This window comes from Pseudomonas sp. GW823-FHT01D03, from assembly GCF_058798255.1.
The window spans coordinates 3,264,340-3,282,546 of sequence record NZ_JBXAKK010000001.1 but is presented as its reverse complement, the minus strand read 5'-3'; the positions used below and the strand labels follow the sequence as shown (position 1 = coordinate 3,282,546).

Genomic DNA, 18,207 nt, shown 5'->3' with positions numbered 1-18,207 from the left:
GGTTACCGGCGTTTGGGCCATACCAAGCCACGCGACAAATGTATCACCACTCCCTGTCGCGCGGCACTGGCAACTTTTAGGATTAATGCCATGAGCCGAATTGCTCTCAGTTCTCTGGAACGGGCGCAGCGGGAAATCCTGCCGCTCGATTTAGCGCTGTACCACGCCGCTCGCGATTACCCAGGCGGGGCTGCTGCCATCGCTGCCACGACCGGTCGTAACCCGACCACGCTGCAGCACAAACTGTCGCCGACCCACCCGAGTCACTCCATCAACATTCAGGAGTTTGGCGAGATCCTCGAACTGACCAAGGATCGCCGCATTCTGGATGCGGTGCATGCGCTGGTCGGCGACACGATCTGGCAGGAGCTGGCCGACACCTACACCAACGACATGCCCGAGACTTTGACGACGGGGATCGCCGAATACTTCCGCCAGGTCGCTGATCTGGCCGAGACGTGGGCCAAGAGCATCGGCGACGGTGTGGTGACTGATCAGGAACTGGCGGCGATTCGCCTGCAGGTGTTCCGAGGTATTCAAGGGCTGCTGGGGTTATTCAACCGCGCCACCTACGTCAACCAGACGACGCGAGGTGCTGATCTTGGCTGACATCGCCGATTTCGCTAACGACCTAGTGCAGGAACGCATCGATCAGGCCATGGCTGCGCGCAGCGCTGCCAAAGCCGAAAGCGCTGCCCATTCCTTGCTGTTCTGTGAAGCCTGCGACGACCCGATCCCGGAAGCACGCCGCCTGGCTCAACCGGGTTGCTCGCAATGCATCAGCTGCCAGTCCCTCTCTGAGCGGGGGATTCAGCATGCTCGATGAGGTATTGGGGCAATTCGCCGATTACGGTCTGGAGCCAGCGCAACCGCTGGTGTTCGGCAAGCTGACCCGCTGCAAGACATCGCAGGACAAGGGCAAGGAAAAGAACGGCTGGTACGTGGTGCACGAGCAGCGCACGGAGAAGGGTGACACCCTGATCTTCGGCGCCTTCGGTGACTGGCGTTCGGGCGAGACGCAGAAAATCAAGGTCAAGGCCGGTCGCATGTCACCGGAAGAACGCGAAGTGATGCGCGCCCGCCAGGAAGAAGCCAAGCGCCGCGCCGCCGAAATCGCGAATAACGCTGCGCGGCGGGCCGCGAAAAGAGCGCAAGGTTTGTTCGAGCGCATGCCGACCACCGGGCGCAGCGATTACCTGGACCGCAAACAGATTGTCGGCATCAACGTCCGCTACGCGCCACGCACCGGCGCCGTGTTGGTCCCAATGAAGAACGCCCGTGATCAGATCATGGGCCTGCAGGTGATCTTCCCGAACAAGCAAGAAGACACCGGCCGCGACAAATCCTACTGGCCTTACGGCATGGCGAAGGAGGGCACCTTTCACCTGCTCGGCCCGCACCCGGTACCAGGTGAACCGGTGCTGGTCTGTGAGGGTTACGCTACCGGCGCCAGCCTGCACATGGCGACGTCGCTCGCCGTCGCCGTGGCCTTCGATGCGGGCAACCTGCTGGCCGTGTGCAAGGTCATGCGCGAGCGCTTTGCCGGCTGCCCGCTGATCATCTGCCGCGATGATGACTGGAAGACCACCAAGCCTAATGGCGATGCCTGGAATCCGGGCGAAGAAAAGGCGAGCAACGCCGCGTTGATCGTGGGTGCCCAGGTGGTTGCGCCGATCTTCTCTGTCGAGCGTCATGACAAGTGGACCGACTTCAACGACCTGCACGTCGCTGAAGGCCTCGACGCGGTTCGCCGGCAAGTGCTCGCGGTGGTCCGCCCACCCGCTGCTGGTGGTTGGAAAGATCAGCTCGCTCGCAGTGAAAGCGGCGCGCTGATCGCGCACATGCAGAACGTCGAATTGATCCTGGCCCACGACGAGCGCTGGGCCGGGGTGATCAGCTACTGCGCCTTCAGCTCGAAGATCGTCAAGCTGCGTGCAGCACCTTATGGCGGTGGTACCGGCGAATGGGCCGACATCGATGACGTGCGCGTGATGAAGTGGATCGCGCAGCAGTACAACCTGCGCGTTAAGTCCTCGCATGTGATCGAGGCCGTCAGCGTCGTGGCCCACGACCACGCCTTCCACCCGGTGCGCGAGTACCTGAAAAAGCTGGAGTGGGATCGTGTGCCGCGCCTGGAGCATTGGTTGACCGATGTCATGGGTGTGAAGGCAACGGATTACGCGTCCAAGGTCGGCAAGCGCTGGATGATCTCGGCCGTGGCGCGGGTGATGAAGCCCGGCTGCAAGGCGGACTCGGTGATGATCCTCGAAGGCGTACAAGGCGCCGGTAAGTCGACCGCCATGAGCGTGCTCGGCGGTGAGTGGTTCATGGACACGCCGTTTGCCCTTGGCGACAAGGACGGCTTCCAGGCGATTCGCGGTAAGTGGATCGTCGAACTCGGCGAGCTGGACAGCTTCAACAAGGCCGAGAGCACCAAGGCCAAGCAATTCTTCTCGGCGTCCACAGACACCTATCGCGAAAGCTATGGCCGCAGAACCCTGGACGTGCCACGCCAGTGTGTTTTCGTCGGTACCACCAACCAGGACGAGTACCTCAAGGACGCCACCGGCAACCGTCGTTATTGGCCGGTGGCGTGTACCAAGGTCGACGTGGCGTTGCTGCGCGAGATCCGCGACCAGTTGTGGGCTGAAGCCATGTTCTGCTTTGAGGCCGGCGACCTCTGGTGGGTGACGCGAGAGGAAGCGCCAATGTTCAGCGAGGAGCAGGACGAACGCTTCGTCGTGGACGAATGGGAAACGCCCATTCTGACCTGGCTGGAAGAGTCGCAGATCGGCGAGACCACCACCGGCAGTGAGGTGATGAGTCAGGCGCTCAAGCTCGATCCCGGTCATTGGGGCAAGCCCGAGCAGATGCGCGTAGGTGCAATCCTCCATCGGCTCGGGTGGCGACGGTTCCGTTTGGGCGCCTTGAGCAAGAGCGGCCAGCGGCCATGGGCGTACAAAAAGCCGGAGGGTTGGGGCAGGGCGCCTGCACTGGAGCAACCTGCGTTTGAGGAGCCGTGCTTCGATGATTAAAGCGATCGATATGGCTCTCAAGCAATGGGCGCAGGAGCTGCACAGCGATGAGGTCGCCGCCGGTTATTCGGGCGGCAACATGGTCGCCATGATGATGGAGAGCGGTGGCCAGCTCGTGCGCGGCAGGCGTGGGAGCAGGGTGCCGCTGGAGGCTTCTCTGGACATCGAGCGCATCGTCAAGAAACGCCTCGATCCCGAGCTGATGACGGTGGTGCGGGTGCATTACTTCCAGCCTGATGCGCCCTTGATTGCGCGTCTGGCTCAGAGTGGCTGCACACGCAACCTCTACTACCAGCGCCTGCATGACGCCCACATCGTGGTCGAGCACTTCCTCCTGGGGGAAGCGGCTTGATCGTGGGTATTCCTCTGGCTTACGCCGTCCCACCGACCTGCGTCCGTCCTACTGCTTTTGCAGTCATGGGACGGGCGCAGGCCCCGTCGTTGTTGGGCTGTCCCGCCGTCCCACCTGTTTTGCCTCCCGCCCGTGTGTGCGTAGCGGGTACAGGTACGCGCGTTTACGCGCACGCGTGTTTTTAAATTTCTCTCTATACACGAGAAAAGAGAAAGAAAAGTAGGACGGTGGGGCAAGGCCCCTGTCTGCGGGGTGTTCACACGTCCCACCTTGTTTTAGAGAAGTGGGACACATGGGACGCCGCCGAAACAGCAGAAGCAAAAGCCAGCCGGGTTGAGATATTCACCGACATTCGCCAGCCGTTCACCGGACGTAAGCCACATATTCACCGGATGGCATTAAACCGGTCTTGCTGCCACCAGAATCGACCTGTAAAAAGGGGCCATCTTCGATGGGTGCGACCGCCAAGCGCGGCAGGCCACCCACCACCTGACCCGGCCATTGCGCCGGGTCTTTTTGTTTAAGGGGCAGGGCCATGACGAACGAGCAACAGGCGCTGGCAGAGATGCCGATCTGGTTGGTGATTGCCCTGTCATTGGTTGGCGGCGTGTCCGGCGAGATGTGGCGCGCTGACAAGGATGGGGCGCGGGGCTGGGCGTTACTGCGGCGCCTCGCACTTAGATCTGGTGCCTGCATCGTCTGCGGCGTTTCAGCGATGATGTTGCTGTTCGGCGCGGGCCTGTCGATCTGGACAGCGGGCGCCCTGGGTTGCCTGACCGCGATGGCCGGCGCCGATGTTGCCATCGGCTTATACGAACGCTGGGTGGCCAAGCGGCTGGACCTGAGCGAGGCCGAGCCGAAGGCATGAGCCGGGCAGGCCGGGTAGGGTGCAGATTTCACGGGTCCTCCCCGAGGGCCGCCCCCTACACGGGTTATCGAACTCGCGGATTCTCTCTAGCTGAAATGAGCGCAGGGATGTCCGTCTTTCCAAAGGGATGGGGGCAGGGCATGGCAATCGACCGACCGGACCGGGCAGAAACCCGCCGGGGACCCTGGGGATTTCCAAAGGACACGGGGTCGGAAACCCGCGGGATCTTGTTAGTGGCTGGGTTGGAAAGTTAGTTGACCCCAGTTGACTGGTTGACCAGTTGACCGGGCTTGGAAATAGGAGGCTTCATGGCATTTTTAACACGTAAGGAATACGGCGAGCTCAAGGGGTGGTCCAAGCAATACATCAGCAAATTGATACTCAATAATCGACTGGTGCTGGATGAAGCGGGCCGGATCGATGTCGATGCCAGCGAACAGTTTCTGGAGGTGACGCGGGATCCGAGTAAGGCCGGCGTCAGCGCTCGACACCAGCAGGGACGGCTCCAGCGTGACGTCTACAGCCACGTCACATCAAAATCCGAACCGACTAACACGGCTGCGCCGCCGCCCGTTGATTTGGCACAGGGGCACTCTCCAGACTTTCAGAAAGCGCGTGCGCATCGTGAGCACTACCTGGCGCGGATGGCCGAGATGGAGTTTCGCAAAGCGCAGGGCGAGCTGGTGGAAGTCAGCTTTGTGCAGAAGGCCGCGTATGAAACGGCCCGTTCCCTCAGCCAGTCGCTGATGAGTATGTCGCCGCAATTAGCACCGCAGCTCGCGGCCTTGTCGGACCCATGGGAAGTGGAGCGCCAACTGACTGCTGCGTTGCGGCAGCGACTCAATGAAGCGGCTCAGATGTCGAGTGACGACTTCGGATTTGTACTAGAAAGAGAGTAACGGTACGCCGACCTAATTTTGCAGTCAGCGCGTTCGATTATTGTCCACTTTAGGCAAAAGGCGGGCGTTCACGAATGCTCGTTTTCGGCCGGTAGCTGAGGCCCCGCACAAGCGAGATTTATCACTTTCTAGTTAAGGCGCATAGCAGGGGGGTGGAATGCAGGCTGCTTTAATTGCCTTGAAAAAATAAGTCGAACACCTAGGTCCGCCTGCATAAACAGTGGGTTATTGAAGTGCTAGCGCAATCGAGCCAACGAATTGCTGATTGCTGGTTGAGCACCTAATCGCAAGGCGGTTTTGGAGGCGTTCAGTTCACGAAACAGTACCATAAATATCACGATCGAATTGAGATTGAAGTCCTTGAAGAAATGCTCGTTGATATTCATCATCGTCCTTGAATTTTGGCTCCAGTAGAACAAAACGCCTGCATCATGCACGCACGTACTGTTTTGGAGGGCATACTTATTGTGGTACGAGCAAAAGCATGCCGACCATAATGAAAATGAGTAGTGATCCTGTAACTGCTCGGTAAATATCAAACGCATCCACCATCAGTCCAAGTGGTATCGACACGGCATTGAATAGCTAGACGAGCATATAAAAATAGGACAACAGCCTGGCGTAGCCAGTTGATTGGTCAGGTGCACACTTCCCGCAAAGATGCCGCCATAGGCATACCAAAAGATCAGTAGAGCTGCGATTGAAAGGGCGAGCGAATGCGTATCCAGCCCAATCGGCAGTGTCAGCAAGGCCAGGCTACGTGCAAGCAAACCCGATATCAGCACTTGCGATACCTCAAACCGATGGCAAATAAGCTAGCTTGCAACAGAAAATAACGGGTAAATCGCAATTTTTCCAACGGCGGCTATTTGCTGCCTTGCGACTTCATGTGTGCGCTTTGTGATTGCTCCGGAAGATCATTACCTTCCGTAATACCGGCGTACTGAATATTTCTCCGCCTATGACATCGTCCGCACATAGGTCTCTTTGGTTTTATTGATTTTTTACAAAGCCCATGTAGGAACAATCGTGAACATAATCGGATAATTCCTACATGTTTTTTTTTAGAGGAGGCGTATAATCCTGCTAGAGCGCGCCCGGTGTTTGTCTGACTTGCTGATGGCTTGCGCGTTAAAGTATTTAATTCTTAACTAGTAATATAAATTTGATGCTGGTCTAAGAGAATAAAAGCTCCGAGCATACAGAGGGAAATCGAGTTGAAAGGCGTAAAAGGCTTCTATAAGATACTATTGCTATCGGTTTTTTCTTTCTTTGCAAAAAACTCCTACGCAGCATGTACGTATACAAACTTTCAAATACCAGTGCCGAAGTTTAGCTATTCAGTTGCTAGCAATACGTATCCTCAGATGTTATCTACTAGCTGGCATTATTCTGGTTTGAAGGTTGCGTATACGTGTGGTACTGCTGACTTGCCGTTTGGCGCCCCATTCTATGGTCTTGCAAATAATATGATCCCTTCAACCGGGAAAAGTATGGTGTATGAGGGTCTAACATATGAGATTTATGACAGCGGGGCGAAAGGTGTGGGAGTAATTATGACTGGACAAGATTCTGGGAGTAGGTATGCACCTTTTACTTCCACGGAGTTGAAAATTTTTACTGGAAGCACTCCTACGGGACCTTCAGGCTTTCCTTTTAGTAGGTATGCACAATTCGCGATACGATTTGTTCTTACCGAGCGACCTTCTCAGGGGAATATATCCATTCCCGCTTTAACAGTTATGCGTCAGGGGCTTAATGTCAGCGGTAAATATTTCGGCTGGGGTATGATTACTACCCCAGCAAGCAGTGCCGAAATTTCATACCAGGGGTGTAGTATTCAGACGCCCGGTACAATTGCTTTGCCTCGGATGGATGTGAGTTTTATTCAAGCGCCCGGAAGCTACTCGTCAACTGTACCATTTAACTTGGATGTAAGTTGTTTTCCTGGTGTTAACGCCAGCTATGTTTTGACAGATATCAATAATCCCGCCAATCGATCTGCCACTTTGAGCTTAAGTGCGACCGATACATCTGCCAAGGGGGTTTCTTTTCAGGTGACAGATACAGGTGATGCAGTTAATTTTGGTCCCGACTCCTCAATCCAAGGCACAGTAAATCAGCGATCATTCGGAATCATTCCTGAGAGTGGCGTTCTAACAAAACCTTTCGGAGTTAGGTACGTGAGAACTGAGGGGCCAGTTATGCCGGGCGTTATGCGTGCTGGAGTAACTATAACAATGTCTTACAAATGATTTCCAGTATCGTTAAATTACCTCTGATTGATCATGTTTGAGAGCTGCAACTATGATGTTAATGGTTTTTAACTAGACTATATCAGGCTGGGCATGATGTTTTCTTAATACGCAGTCATGCGGGTTTTGCACTTCTGATGCGTTCAAATGTTGCGAAGAAGCTATTTAAGTAGGTTGGTGGTAGGCTTGGTCTGATCAAGTGATTTATTGTAATGTAATGATTACTTTAAGGTTGTGATTTATTTGTTGACTGCGAACGGTTGGAATATTCCTGAGTCTCATTTTTGTCTGTGATTTGTAGAGAAGCGGGCCGTAAAGTGAGGGTGAGCACCGTCTCAATATCTCTGATCGCAGGCACTAAGGCTTCAGCAATCTCAATAGCCTTGGGCGTCGGTCGAACGCCACGGCCGGCCCGCAAAAACAATGGGTCGTTGAAATGCAAGCGCAATCGTGCCAACGAATTGCTGATTGCCGGTTGACCGACTCTCAGTCGCACTGCGGTTTTTGAAACGTTTAGCTCACGAAAGAGCACCAGAAAGGTCACGATCGAATTGAGGTCGAAGTCCTCGAAAAATTGCTCATTAATGATCATCATTGTCCTTAAATAGTTGCTTCAGTAGAAAAGCCGCCTGCATCATGCGGGCGATTGCTGTTTTGGGGAGAGCGTTCTTATTGTGGCGCCGAGCAAAAGCACGGCAATCAAGAGTAAGGTGAGCAGTGAACATGTGACCGCTCGGGATATACCAAATGCATCCACCATCATCCCGAGCGGAATCGGCACGGCGTTGAACAGGTAGACGGTCATATAAAAGTACGACACCAGCCTGGCGTGACAATGTGCCGGAGCCAGTTGATTGATCAGGCGTGCACTTCCCACGAAGATGGCGCCATAGGCATACCCACCGATTAACAGAGCTCCGATTGAAAGGGCGAGCGAATGCGTATCCAGCCCCATCAGCAGTATCAGCAAGGCCATGCAATGTGCCAGCAAACCCGATATCAGCGCTTGCGATGCCTCAAACCGATGGCAAATAAGCTGGCTTGCCCCGGCAAATAGCAGGTAGATCGCAATGACATACCCAAAAGTACCGCGATCACTCACCCCCAATAGTTGTTCAGACGCGCTCGGCCCCATGACAAAAAGGCAGGCCGCAAACGACCAACTGAAGAATACCGACCAGGCATAGACATGGAAGCGTACACCGATACCGTCGAGGGCTTTCGGCAGGCTTATAACATGAGAGTTTGAGGTGCTTGTTGCATGCGTATGTGTTGTGTAGGGCCACAACAGCAACACTCCTGATGTGGCTATTACGATAAGCACCATGATCGTCCAGAAGGGCGAGGCAAAGGGAAATAGATCCCATTGCAACGCCACACCGCTGATGACCGGGCCGAGTGCAAGCCCCATCACCATTGCGAGCGTCGCGAGCAAAGCGGCCAACTTGCCATTGTCCGTGGGGCCAAAGCGAACCAGTGCGCAATTGATGCCACAGGTCATGGCTCCAGCGCCCATGCCGGAAACCAGTCGAGCCGTACACAACTGCCAGAGTGAATGGCCGTGCGCAAATAGCCCAGCGCCGAGCAGTACCAACAAGGTTGCCGGAAAGAGCAGATATCGTAGATTGTTCATGCGTCCGGCGATGCTGGCCACGGTGCTCAGGGACAGCAACACACCCGCGCCGTAGGCGCCAAAAATATAGGTCAGGTCAACGGCGTGGAGTTGTAAGCGTTCTTTGTACAAAGGATAGAGCGGTGTCGGGGCGCTGCTGTTCATTAGGGCGATCATCAGGGCTGACGTCAGACAAAACAGAAAGAGTTTCGAGGTGCGCTGGTGGCGGGTATCGGACATGGTATTCCTGCCCATAATTCAGGGCTTTCATTGCAGTAGAAACGGTCAGGGGAGGGCGGTTCGATACCGCCTGCAAATGGTAGCGGCTGACCCTGAAAGCCTACTTGTCCGAAACACCACGCTTTATGTGCGAGCGTCCAAAGATGGGGAGTGACGAAGTCAAAGGATGTGATAAAGCACGGGGGCTGGATGATAAACCGCCCTGCCAGCCAGCCAGCCAGCCTGCCTGACTCAGCAGCAGACCTGGTGCGTCGGCTCAGCGTAGATCGCTGCGGCGATACAGACTTAGCCCCAGTGCCAATAGGGCAAGCATGCCAGCGCAGCTGCGATTGATCCACTTTATCACCCGGGCAGAAAAGCTGCGCACCGCATGACGTCCGCCGAATGCGTAGATGGACATCATCACGCAGTCGATTGCCGCGCTGCTAATGGCCAGGATCAAGTATTGCTGGACGACCGGTTCATCAGGGCGAATGAATTGCGGCAAGAACGCCGAGAAGAACAACAGGCCCTTGGGGTTCGACAGCCCGACTAGTAGTGCTCGTACAAAGGCGCTACGACCACTGGCCGCTGCCGCGCCCGTTGCATATTGCAACGCCCGCGTCGGGGCACGCCACAGTACCCAGGCCAGGTAAAGCAAATAAGCAGCCCCCAGCCATTTGACCAGGCTGAACAGTTGCTCGGATGCCTGCAACAATGCGCCCAGGCCGCAACCGACCGCCGCAATGAGGATCAGATCCGAAAGCGCCGCCCCAGCCATACCGAACGATGCGACACGCATACCGTGTGATGCGCCGTTGTTGAGCGCTAGCAGCATGGACGGGCCAGGTACCATCATTACTGCGCTGGCGGCAACGATATAGATGAAGAGTGTTGAAATATCCATCGGGGTGAGTCCTCCAGTTTGATGCCATTCTGCATAGCGGAAAAATGGCCGGCAAGTTCAAGCTCGACACTGATCACAATTTCAAGTTGTCCTGAATCCGCTGCAGTTCTTGCTCGACCATCCTTGCCCGTTCCAGCATGTCCGTAGGAGCTCCTGGTTCTCTCCCTTTACATAGCCCCGCCAGATAATGATTTCGCATCAGGGCAGCGGTACCGTTGATGCGATGCAGCAATCGAGCAAGCGCTGCCTCGTCCGGACTTTCAAGCAGACCGCTCAGTTCGATGAGATCTTGTTGGTTGCTTCTGGAAATCTCAGCCAGCAGTTGTTTCATGACAACCGGATCATTGACTCCGATATCGATAATCGGCTGCGGGGTGTCGAACTGCATTTTCTCAGCAGTGACGGAGGGCACTTTTTTATCACGCCTGCCTGCCATCAACGGTGCCAGGCAATCCTGTAACACATCCAGACCTGCCGGCTTGATAAGGCAATCGCGCATACCGGCGTTGATACATCGTTCAACCTCTTCACGTTGCGCATCGGCCGTCAGACCAAGGATCAGCAACGGTTTCGCGTTGCGCAATCGCTCCTCTCGACGGATTGCCAGCGTCAGGTCGACACCGTCCATCAAAGGCATATGATAGTCAGTGATCAGGCAATCAAAGCCTTGCTGACGCCAGCGTTCGAGAGCTTCCAGACCGTTGCTGGCCTCTGTCACGGTGTGTCCGAGAAACTCCAGCTGTGCATGCAGCATTTGACGATTGAGGCTGTTGTCGTCAGCAATCAGGATTCGCGCACCTTTAACAACGTCGTTTTCGAGAGAGTTGGGTAGGATGTCTTCGCGTAACGGAACCGGATCCAGTACCTTGAGCATGAGGGTGATATCCACCGTGGTCCCCCTTCCCAGAGTACTTTGCATCTCAAGCCGTCCACCCATCATTTCGCACAGAGAACGCGATACCACCAACCCGAGTCCGCTGCCACCCAGCGTATTCAAGGTTGATTGAGCAACCTGAGCGAACGGCCGAAAGAGCAGGCTGAGGTCCTCAGCGGAGACGCCAATGCCGGTGTCTGTTACCTGAATGTGCACGCCCATCAGGTGCGGTCCTTCCACCGATGTACTGACTCTGATCGCAACCTGGCCCTGATGGGTGAACTTGATTGCGTTACTGACCAGGTTGGACAATACCTGTTTGAATCTCAATGGATCAATCAGCACCTCGCGGGTGGCTCCGCCATCGATGTCGAGCACCAGTTCGAGGTTCTTCTGCCGTGCCAGTCCATCGAATACCCGTGCTACCGGCTCGACCATTTCCTTCAGGGTGCAGCGGCGCAGGCTGATACTCAAATGCCCTGATTCGATACGCACGATATCCAGCGTGTTACCCAGCAGTTCTAAGAGATTTTTCGCCGATGTGTACGCTAGGTCGATATGGTAACGATCCAGCACGCCCTGATCGGCACGTTTCAATGCCAGCTCTAGGGTGCCGATGACAGCGCTCATGGGCGTGCGGATTTCATGGCTCATGGTTGCCAGAAACTGGGTCTTCGCCCGGCTGGCGTCGTCGGCCTGCTCCTTGGCGCGCTTGAGGTCGTCAACCAATTGATGGTGTTCGGTCACGTCCTGCCAGCCACAAATGACGCCTTTGATGCCGCCGGCAGAGTCACGGAAAGGTTGTATCCAGTGATCAATGATCTGCGGACTGCCCGCGATAACCACTTCGTAACGTTTCTCGATGGCTTGTCCGGTCGCCATGGCTCGCATGTAACTGTTGTGCAGCGACTGCGCGACCTCGAAGTGTTCAGTGGGCATCTGCAGGGCAGTCTTTCCCAGAAGCTGCGCCTCGCTCACGTTCATGACGTGCTCATATCGGCTGCTGCATGACAGCAGGCGACCCTGATCGTCGCGCACATAGACCGGAATCGGCATGGCGTGATTCAGCGCCTGAAAAAACTCCAGTTGATCGTTAAGCGCCTTTTCCGCGGTCCGTCGCCGCTGGATCTGACGGCGAAGTTGAAGGATGCGCACCACAGAAACAAACAACACCAACAGCGCCATGCTGACGATTTCCATGATGACGCGACGATAATCACGCCACGTTTGCCCACTCATGGCCGCATTGGCGCGCCACCGGGTTGAGATTGCGTTCAACTCATCGGGTGACAGGCTCAACAGTGCTTTTTCCATAATCGCGTGCAGTTCAAGGTCCCCGCGGCGCATGGCAAAGCTGGCGGTGGCCATCTCGTCATCCAGAATGCCGGAAACCCTCAATTCCTTTTCGTAAAGGCGAGCGGTGTAGTAGCGGGCCATGGAGAGTGCCATTAGCGCAGCATCCGCTTCACCGCTAGCGACCATGTGCATGGCGTCGAGATTGTTGGGGGGCGTCAATAGCTTGATCGCCGGATAATCGCGACGAATAGTGTCGATCATGATGTGGCCACGAGTGATAGCCAGGCGCTTGCCGGACAGTGCGGAGAGGCTGGTCAGGCCGCGTTTGCGAGTGGATGTCACCAGGCTGAACGAACTGTTGGCGAAAGGGTGGGTGAAGCGAAACTCTGTTTGGCGCGCAGGGCTCGGGCTTAATATGGCAAGGTCAGTCTGTCCTTCTCGCAATGCGTGCTGAATCGCTTGAAAGTCAGAGACTCGCTGGACTTCAAAACGCAGACCGGTACGCTGGGTAATGACCTCGAACAGGTCAGAGATGACGCCGTTGAAGTGCCCCTCAGCATCAAAAAAAGCTGAAGGGGCCATGTCATCGTTGATCATCAGGCGTGCAACGGGGTGATGCGCCAACCAGCGTTTTTCCTGTTCGCTCAATAGCACTTGCTCTTGCGGCATGATATTGCCGCCACCGATCCATCGCTTGACGATTCGCTCAAGCCTGGTCGCTCCGATAGCGTTCATCGTGGTGTTGAGGATATGCATCAGGCGAACGTCGTCGGAGCGCAAGGCAAAGCCATAGCCCTGGGATTCTATTTTGACGAAGCGCGCAAACTTCAGATAACTGAAGAAACTGTTGTTTATCAGGTAATGCGCAGTTAATGAGTTTCCTAGGTACAGGTCGACACCTTGAAAGGCTACTGCGGCCATGGCTTGAACATCGTTGGGATAGCTGATGATGTGTGCCTGGGGAAAGCGGCTGGCCAACATTTTTGCCGGCAAGTAATCTTTGGCCACTGCAACACGCAAGTCGCGTAGCTCATCGGGAATCGGACGATCATCATTCTGACGCCGATAGAGCGTTGGCAAGTTATGCGCGTAGGGCAAGCTTAGCTGGCTGGTACCCGCTGGACTCCCGTATTCACCCGCCCGGCTTATCAGGTCGATCTGATGTTTTTTCAAGGCATAGAGAGCGTCCTCGCGATTGGAGAACGGCTTGACTTTGATGTCGATACTCAACTGCTGCTTGATTACTGCCACCACATCGGCACTGATTCCTTCGTAATTTCCATTGCTGTAGACCACCTCGAACGGCAACGCCGATTGACCGACAACACCTACGGTCAGATGCTTCTTTTCGCGCAGCCAAGCCCAATCCGACTCTGTGAGATTAAGACGCAAGGGCTCTGGCGCCAGTTGACTGTTCAGGTGCAGCAGAGTTGGCCTGATAGTCGACTCTGCATTAACGCTACTTGTCGCACCTAAAGAAGGGAGAGTCAGTAAAAAGCAAAGCACACGTGAAAAGCTGCTTCTAACAGGCATGAGTCAATCAATCATCTTGTTGGCGAATGCTTTGAATAATTACTGTCCGCTCTGGCAATAACGGACAAGCTGCTCAAAAGACATGGGCCGAGCGAAGAAGAAACCCTGTGCCACGCTGCAGCCCATGTCCTTGAGCTGACGAACCTGATCAAGCTCTTCCACACCCTCAATGACGAGTTTTATTTCCATGGCTTTGGCAAGCTTGACTGTGTTGCCAATGATGGTGCGAGTTTTGGGATTACTGTTGAGTTGTCGCAGGAAGGAGGCATCCAATTTGATCTCACTGAAGGGCAGTTCACACAAGCGCTTCAATGAAGAAAAACCGCTGCCGAAATCATCCATGGACAATCCGCAGCCCATCAAGCGCAATTGCAGGAGGCTCTTGAAGCTCTGGCCATCAGATGTGATCCTCCCTGTTTCAAGTAGCTCAATGGTGATCGCGCGCGCCGGGCAAGCGAAGCGACTGAGTGCGCGCTGAAAATCCTGCACGAACTTCGGTCTTCGTAATTGAGCGGGGTGAATATTGAAGGCTAGGTTTAATTCGATACCTATTGCAAGCAACGCCTGGCGTTGTTGCAAAGCATGATCCAGCAGCTGACTGAACAGTTCGTCCAGCGAGCCCAGGCTTTCCACTACCGGGAGAAACTGCGCAGGTGCTATCAGTCCCAGTGTCGGATGTTTCCAGCGAGCCAGTACTTCTACACCAACCAGTTCGCATGTGTCGATGCAGACCTTAGGCTGATAGAAGGGCAAAAACTCGTGGTTGGAGAGTGCTTGGAGGACCGCGTGCTCGAGCACGCGCCCGTCAGAGAAGGTCTCCATACGCTGAGCGATACGCATTTGAAAATTTGAGGAAGAGGAGTGAGTTACAGCGCTTTTGGCAGTCGTCGGAGATACGCTTTGCATGCTCGCCTCGGCAGTCATTTAATGACGCCAAGAATGAAGGCTTCGTTAACCCTGCGTAATCAGCAGGATCCATTTGCAACGTAGGACTAGTCCTACATGCTATATTTTGTTCAGTATCCGCGGCCCGTAAGGGCCCTCACGTTGCCCTTGTGTTCTCCAGAAAAAATACGTTACGGATTCTCATGCCTTTTAACCGATCAACTGTAGGCCGAATGGCTAAAGTGTCCTCGCGCATGCACTTTGGCTTGACCCTTTCGCTGATGTTCGGCGTGTTTTTTTTGGCGACTGGCTATTGGGTGGCCTACAAGGTATTTCTCGGTGAGCTGGTAAAGGCCAACTATCATTTTTTGAATTTTGTCGGGCGAGCCTACGATCAGGAAGTTTTCCTCCTTCGGGCCATCAGTGCTAGCGAAACGCCTGAATACGCCCCGAAAAAAGACATGGCAGAACCTATGATCGCGAGACAAGAAGCGAGTGGTTCGGTTATTTACACCGTACACTCTAAGTTGTCTGCGATGCCTTTTTCCCTGATCATTGCACGACCGTATGATGAGCCTTCACGTGTCGATCAGGCATTAACCCTGGGCTTGGGTCTGGCTAATGTTTATAGCGACTTCTGGCGCCAGTCTTCCACTCACTCGCCACAAATGTTTGTGTTTGACCCCGATCAACGAATCGATATTGTCCTGCCTGCTATCGCCGCCACGCCAGACAATGAATCGGTTGCGCCCCATGATGCCCTTACGGCTCTGCGCGAAGTGCAAGAGACCTTTGTCAAACCCTCCAAGGCAAACGATCTTTTTGTCCATTGGGTTGCCACCAAATCTGAGCGCGAGCCAGCGGCCGAAGAACTTGTAGCCTATTTGTCCGTACCCTTCATCGATTCTGGAAAGGATCTCTCGCAACCCCCAAGGCATCTAATTGCCGCGACACTCGTAAACTTGTTTGATCCTGCTGACGCAGGGGGACGTATCGATCGCCGACTGTTCGATAAACTGACCTTCGACTCCATTGATCTGATGGCGCCTGACGGAAGTCTACTGCTCGGTGCTGCGGGCTCGGACATTTTGGAGTTCAAAGATGGCTTTCATTTGACGTCTTCGGGGCTGGTCATAAAACGCAGTTCCGGTGCGCTGCTCAGTTGGCAGGCGCTGTATCGCGTCAGCTTCGCGCAGTTGATCGATAATGCAAGATGGCAATTGTCTGGGTTGATAGGGTTGCTTGCAGCCTTCGTACTGGGTGGCTGGTGGCTCAACAGCTGGTATCGCAGACGTATTGTGGTGCCGGCACGCAGCGATTACAGCGAACTGCGCCACAACCATGATTTCAACCACTCGTTGTTGCAGACCGTACCGCTGGCGCTGTGCGTACTCAAAGGCAATGAACGTGTGACCTGTAACGGCTTGTTCATTGAATGGCTAGGGAAGGCGCCGGATATTCCGGAGCTTCTTCAGCACTGGCCGTTGTTCGATGTTGGCGAGCCCCAGGTGGGCGAGGGATGTCTGATAATTGCGGAGCGTGCCCTGCACGTACGGTATGCGCCGACTCACTTCCAGGATGAGAGAGTCCTGTTGTGCACGTTTACTGACATCACCGCGCACCGGGAAGCATCCGCCGCGCTTGTGTTCGCCCGCGAGGCGGCGAATGCTGCCAATGAAGAGAAAAGTCGCTTCGTTGCCAACGTCAGTCACGAAATCAGAACTCCGCTATATGGTGTGCTGGGGACCCTTGAGTTGCTCGGTATGACGGAACTGACGCCGCGCCAGCGCACTTATCTGGATACCATTGACAGTTCGTCCGATCTGCTGCTGAACATCATCAGCGATGTGCTAGACATGTCGAGGATCGAATCGGGGCAACTGCTGCTAGAGTCTGTCGAATTTGACCCATTGCTCACGCTGGAAGGATTGGTTCGCAGCTTTTCCGATATGGCGGTTAAAAAAGGCATCGCGCTTTATTGCTGTATCGATCCGACCTTGCCTGCACGCTTAAAAGGTGACGCCGTTCACCTGCGTCAGATCATGTCGAATCTGTTGAACAACGCGATCAAGTTCACTGACAGTGGCTACATCGGCGTGTATCTGCGTGGCGCCGCGGGCGCGGACGGTCGCTGGCAACTGACTTGGCAAGTCGAAGATACCGGCCCTGGTATTTCGCAGGCTCAGCAGGATCGTTTGTTTGAGCCGTTCTTTCAACTCAACCACCAGTGTCATGCACTCAAAGGGGCGGGACTGGGATTGTCCATCTGCCTGAAACTCTGCCAATTGATGGGAGCCTCCCTGTCACTTCAAAGCACTCCGGGCCAGGGAAGTGTCTTCAGTCTGTCGGTATCGGTCGACTGGATTGAAGGGCAGGAATGCCGTCCGCGTTACGAGCATCTGGTCGGCAAGCTGGTTGAAGTGCGCAGCCCGTTTCCTGAGTTGACCGACTCGTTGTGCGCCTGGCTGGAGCATTTCGGTGCCCGTACATCGATTCAGGATGACCCGCAGGATGAAACCCTCGACGCCGTGTTGGAGGCGATGCCGCAGGGCGGGCTGCAACCTGAGTGGTCTGGGGCGACCGTGTTTGCCCGACATGATTTTGGCCTTGTGCCCCAGTGCATCGGTAAAGACATTCTGGTCAATCAGCACAACGTCATGGCGATTCTTGAAGCCGTTTCAATGGCGATCACCGGTGAAATACCTGAGGATGACCTGCATGTGCATCAGCCAACGAATCGTGATCTGGGTCTGCGGGTGCTGCTGGCTGAGGACAACCCGGTCAATCAGACGCTCATGCGAGAACAATTGGAAGCCATCGGCTGCGCGGTGATCGTTTCCTCCAATGGACGGGAAGCCCTCGAGCAACTGGAGTGCCAGGCATTCGACGTGCTGCTCACCGACGTCAACATGCCAGTCATGGACGGTTATGCCCTGGCTGAAACCGTGAGAAGGAATGATTTGCAACTGCCCATCATCGGTGTGACTGCCAATGCCTTGCGAGAGGAAGGCGAACACTGCATTCGAGTGGGAATGAACAATTGGTTGAGCAAACCCATTTCAATCGAAGGGCTGTATCTGTGTCTGAAGGCGTTTGCTAGGCAGCCTCCAACTCATCAGCGTCAAACGATTCTTGAAGTGGATCAGTTACACATACCCGACCAAATGCGTACGCTGTTTGCGCAAGTTATTCGCCAAGATCTGACTGATTTGCAACGAGCGACACTAAATTACGATCCAGACGCCATTGCGCATTTGCTGCACCGGATTCGAAGTGCGTTGGCTGTGACGAGAGCCAATTCCCTGATAGCGTCGAGCAAGTCTCTTGAAGCTGCCGTTCGCGACACTGAGCAAACCCTCATGATCACGACTATTGCCAGCTTTATCGAGCGCATCGAGGCAGCTTTGAAGGAGCAAGGCCTAGAGTTCCGGGATTGACAGTGCGGCCCGCACAGATTCGCTTTGTACCGCGT

General features: G+C 54.9%; 14 protein-coding genes. 8 read left to right on the top strand and 6 right to left on the bottom strand.

Annotated elements, in window-relative coordinates:
- The first annotated feature begins 90 nt into the window (after window positions 1–90).
- Genes AC1RBR_RS14155 through AC1RBR_RS14140 form a run of 4 tightly spaced genes read left to right on the top strand, consistent with a single transcriptional unit; the run spans window position 91 to window position 3,387 of the window.
- Window positions 91–609 carry a phage regulatory CII family protein gene (locus tag AC1RBR_RS14155; RefSeq protein ID WP_492565064.1) on the top strand — a complete coding sequence of 173 codons (519 nt, stop codon included), beginning with the start codon at window positions 91–93 and terminating at the stop codon, window positions 607–609.
- Window positions 602–826 carry a TraR/DksA family transcriptional regulator gene (locus tag AC1RBR_RS14150; RefSeq protein WP_008080171.1) on the top strand — a complete coding sequence of 75 codons (225 nt, stop codon included), beginning with the start codon at window positions 602–604 and terminating at the stop codon, window positions 824–826. The genes AC1RBR_RS14155 and AC1RBR_RS14150 overlap by 8 nt, the downstream gene beginning before the upstream one ends.
- Window positions 816–3,035, top strand: a complete 2,220-nt coding sequence (locus AC1RBR_RS14145; protein WP_492565062.1) for a VapE domain-containing protein — start codon at window positions 816–818, stop codon at window positions 3,033–3,035. The genes AC1RBR_RS14150 and AC1RBR_RS14145 overlap by 11 nt, the downstream gene beginning before the upstream one ends.
- Window positions 3,028–3,387, top strand: coding sequence for a PA0613 family protein (locus AC1RBR_RS14140; RefSeq protein ID WP_492565061.1), 360 nt, complete (start codon window positions 3,028–3,030; stop codon window positions 3,385–3,387). The genes AC1RBR_RS14145 and AC1RBR_RS14140 overlap by 8 nt, the downstream gene beginning before the upstream one ends.
- A 363-nt stretch (window positions 3,388–3,750) precedes the next feature.
- Here the strand turns inward: AC1RBR_RS14140 and AC1RBR_RS14135 are convergent, their stop codons facing one another.
- Window positions 3,751–3,924: a hypothetical protein gene (locus AC1RBR_RS14135; RefSeq protein ID WP_492565059.1), complete on the bottom strand. Its 174-nt coding sequence runs from the start codon at window positions 3,922–3,924 to the stop codon at window positions 3,751–3,753.
- On the opposite strand from AC1RBR_RS14135, the gene AC1RBR_RS14130 reads away from it, so the two are divergent.
- The 3 genes from AC1RBR_RS14130 (at window position 3,923) to AC1RBR_RS14120 (ending at window position 7,409) form a co-directional block, all read left to right on the top strand.
- Window positions 3,923–4,255 carry a phage holin family protein gene (locus tag AC1RBR_RS14130; protein ID WP_008080174.1) on the top strand — a complete coding sequence of 111 codons (333 nt, stop codon included), beginning with the start codon at window positions 3,923–3,925 and terminating at the stop codon, window positions 4,253–4,255. The genes AC1RBR_RS14135 and AC1RBR_RS14130 overlap by 2 nt on opposite strands.
- A gap of 308 nt (window positions 4,256–4,563) precedes the next feature.
- Window positions 4,564–5,154 carry a terminase small subunit gene (locus tag AC1RBR_RS14125; protein ID WP_492565057.1) on the top strand — a complete coding sequence of 197 codons (591 nt, stop codon included), beginning with the start codon at window positions 4,564–4,566 and terminating at the stop codon, window positions 5,152–5,154.
- Between the two features lie 1,217 nt (window positions 5,155–6,371).
- Window positions 6,372–7,409 carry a fimbrial protein gene (locus AC1RBR_RS14120; RefSeq protein ID WP_492565055.1) on the top strand — a complete coding sequence of 346 codons (1,038 nt, stop codon included), beginning with the start codon at window positions 6,372–6,374 and terminating at the stop codon, window positions 7,407–7,409.
- A gap of 226 nt (window positions 7,410–7,635) precedes the next feature.
- Here the strand turns inward: AC1RBR_RS14120 and AC1RBR_RS14115 are convergent, their stop codons facing one another.
- The 5 genes from AC1RBR_RS14115 to AC1RBR_RS14095 all read right to left on the bottom strand — a co-directional run bounded on the left by AC1RBR_RS14115 (window position 7,636) and on the right by AC1RBR_RS14095 (window position 14,774).
- On the bottom strand, window positions 7,636–8,001 hold the full coding sequence (locus AC1RBR_RS14115) for a LysR family transcriptional regulator (protein WP_492565053.1): 366 nt from the start codon (window positions 7,999–8,001) through the stop codon (window positions 7,636–7,638).
- Window positions 8,002–8,043: 42 nt separating this feature from the next.
- Window positions 8,044–9,261, bottom strand: a complete 1,218-nt coding sequence (locus tag AC1RBR_RS14110; protein WP_492565052.1) for an MFS transporter — start codon at window positions 9,259–9,261, stop codon at window positions 8,044–8,046.
- 256 nt (window positions 9,262–9,517) lie between these two features.
- The gene (locus AC1RBR_RS14105) at window positions 9,518–10,147 is read right to left on the bottom strand and encodes a LysE family translocator (protein ID WP_492565050.1); all 630 of its coding nucleotides are present in this window, start codon (window positions 10,145–10,147) and stop codon (window positions 9,518–9,520) included.
- A gap of 73 nt (window positions 10,148–10,220) precedes the next feature.
- On the bottom strand, window positions 10,221–13,709 hold the full coding sequence (locus AC1RBR_RS14100) for a transporter substrate-binding domain-containing protein (RefSeq protein ID WP_492565048.1): 3,489 nt from the start codon (window positions 13,707–13,709) through the stop codon (window positions 10,221–10,223).
- Between the two features lie 180 nt (window positions 13,710–13,889).
- Window positions 13,890–14,774: an EAL domain-containing protein gene (locus tag AC1RBR_RS14095; protein WP_492565046.1), complete on the bottom strand. Its 885-nt coding sequence runs from the start codon at window positions 14,772–14,774 to the stop codon at window positions 13,890–13,892.
- A gap of 194 nt (window positions 14,775–14,968) precedes the next feature.
- On the opposite strand from AC1RBR_RS14095, the gene AC1RBR_RS14090 reads away from it, so the two are divergent.
- Window positions 14,969–18,172 (top strand): ATP-binding protein, encoded by a 3,204-nt coding sequence (locus AC1RBR_RS14090; RefSeq protein ID WP_492565044.1) that lies wholly within the window; start codon window positions 14,969–14,971, stop codon window positions 18,170–18,172.
- Window positions 18,173–18,207: the final 35 nt, after the last annotated feature.